Origin of the sequence: [Clostridium] symbiosum ATCC 14940, from assembly GCF_000466485.1 — a bacterium.
Lineage (GTDB): Bacteria > Bacillota > Clostridia > Lachnospirales > Lachnospiraceae > Otoolea > Otoolea symbiosa.
Map to the genome: position 1 here is coordinate 47774 of NZ_KE992795.1, position 1997 is coordinate 49770.

2 protein-coding genes are annotated in these 1997 nt (G+C 49.7%); one reads left to right on the forward strand and one right to left on the reverse strand.

Going from position 1 to position 1997, the window contains the following annotated elements; all coding sequences use genetic code 11:
• Positions 1-78: 78 nt before the first annotated feature.
• A complete protein-coding gene (locus CLOSYM_RS00905) occupies positions 79-1107 on the reverse strand; it encodes a 3-deoxy-7-phosphoheptulonate synthase (RefSeq protein ID WP_003498941.1) in 1029 nt (342 codons plus the stop codon).
• Positions 1108-1280: 173 nt separating this feature from the next.
• Between CLOSYM_RS00905 and CLOSYM_RS00910 the strand changes: the two genes are divergently transcribed.
• Complete coding sequence (locus CLOSYM_RS00910; RefSeq protein WP_021640594.1) at positions 1281-1955, forward strand: DUF4358 domain-containing protein; 675 nt, start codon at positions 1281-1283, stop codon at positions 1953-1955.
• Positions 1956-1997 lie beyond the last annotated feature (42 nt).

A 1997-nucleotide genomic window follows, 5' to 3' on the forward strand; every position in this document is an offset into this window, starting at 1 on the left:
CCGGCCGGTGATAGCCGGCCGGCCCTGGTTGACTGGATTGATGGCGTTGACCTGTGCGCGGAGCGTTCAGGTTACCGCTTACAGACTGTCCGCCATCTCATACAGGAGACGCTCGGAATCATCCCATCCCAGACACGGATCCGTAATCGATTTCCCGTAGCAGTGCTCATCAACTTTCTGACATCCTGGCTCAATGTAGCTTTCGATCATAACACCTTTAACAAAATTGCGGATGTCATCGGAGTGGCGGCGGCTGTGAAGCACTTCTTTTACAATTCGGATCTGTTCCATGTACTGTTTATTGGAATTAGAATGGTTGGCATCCACGATACATGCAGGATATTGCAGATCACGTTCCATATAAAGTTCGTGGAGCAGCTTTAAATCTTCAAAGTGGTAGTTAGGCTGGCACTGGCCATGCTTGTTGACGGAACCTCTCAAAATAGAGTGGGTCAGCGGATTGCCTTTGGTCTTAACTTCCCAGCTTCTGTAGATGAATTCATGGCCGTGCTGGCCTGCGTGGACGGCATTGAGCATGACGGAGAGACCGCCGCTGGTCGGATTTTTCATGCCGACAGGCACATCAATGCCGCTGGAAACGAGACGGTGCTGCTGGTTTTCAACAGAACGGGCGCCAACTGCTATGTAGGACATAACATCGTTGAGGTAAGTCAGGTTTTCCGGATACAGCATTTCATCGGCTGTGGAGAAGCCTGTTTCCTCAATTACGCGCATATGCAGCTTCCTGATTGCGATCAGGCCTTCATAAAGATCGGGCTTTTTCTCCGGGTTCGGCTGGTGCAGAAGCCCTTTATAGCCGTCGCCGGTGGTTCGCGGTTTGTTGGTGTAAATACGGGGAACCAGAATCAGTTTATCCTTCACCCTGTCCTGAACTTTGGCCAGGCGGTTAACGTAATCGCATACGGAATCTGCCCTGTCGGCGGAACAAGGTCCGATGATAACGAGGAATTTATCGCTTTTTCCCGTAAATACATCCCGGATTTCCGCATCTTTTACCGCCTTGACTGCGGCCAGTTCCGGCGCCAGCGGAAACTGTTCCTTTATCTCGTCCGGTGTCGGCAGTTTGCTGACATATTCAAATCCCATGGCTTTCTCCTCCTGCAAATCGTAAGCTATTCGTAACGAAAATTCTATTGTAATTTATATGTGCGTCCATTATAATATAGAAATTCCGATTCGGCAAGAGGCCGCAGGCTTTTTGCTGTTTCTGTGCATTGCAATACAAATAACAATAAAATAACTGACAAGGGAGATTTACCATGAAAAAAAGAACACTGATTTTTGCAGCGGCGGCACTGGCAGCGGGCCTCACGGCCTGCGCACCAAAGACAGGGGAGACACAGCCGCCAGCTACGATAGAGGAGACACAGGAAATGACACAGGAACCGGCCACGGAAGACAGTGATGAGCCGGAGACACAGGAGCCGGGCGGTACGGAAAACGGTGAGACATCAGACGGCGGAGCAGGCGAGACGGCTCAGATCTCGGATGAACTGCTGGGAAAGGTTTATACGGCTGTAAAAGAGGCATACGGTGAGAAATATGTGCCAGGCATGATGTTTGACGAAGCCATGCTGGAAGGAACATTCGGCATTTCCAAAGACCAGTATGATTCCTATGTGGCCGAAGGCCCGATGATTTCGGTTCATGTGGAGACATTTGTCGGAATCAAGGCAAAGGAAGGAAAGGCCGGGGATGTGGCAAAGGAGCTGGAGGCCTACAGAAAGAAACAGATTGAAGAAGCTGTCCAGTATCCGATGAATATGACTAAACTGGAAGCATCCCAGGTAATAACGCATGGAGATTATGTATTCTTTGTCATGCTGGGGGGAGCCGATATGGAGGCGGAAGAGCAGGGGGCAGATGCGGCGCTTAAATCTGCGAAGGAAAATAATCAGATTGCGGTTGATGTAATCGCCGGTTTCTTCAAATAGCGTAATAATATGATACCAGGGTCAAAAGGTTGGAAATCTGAT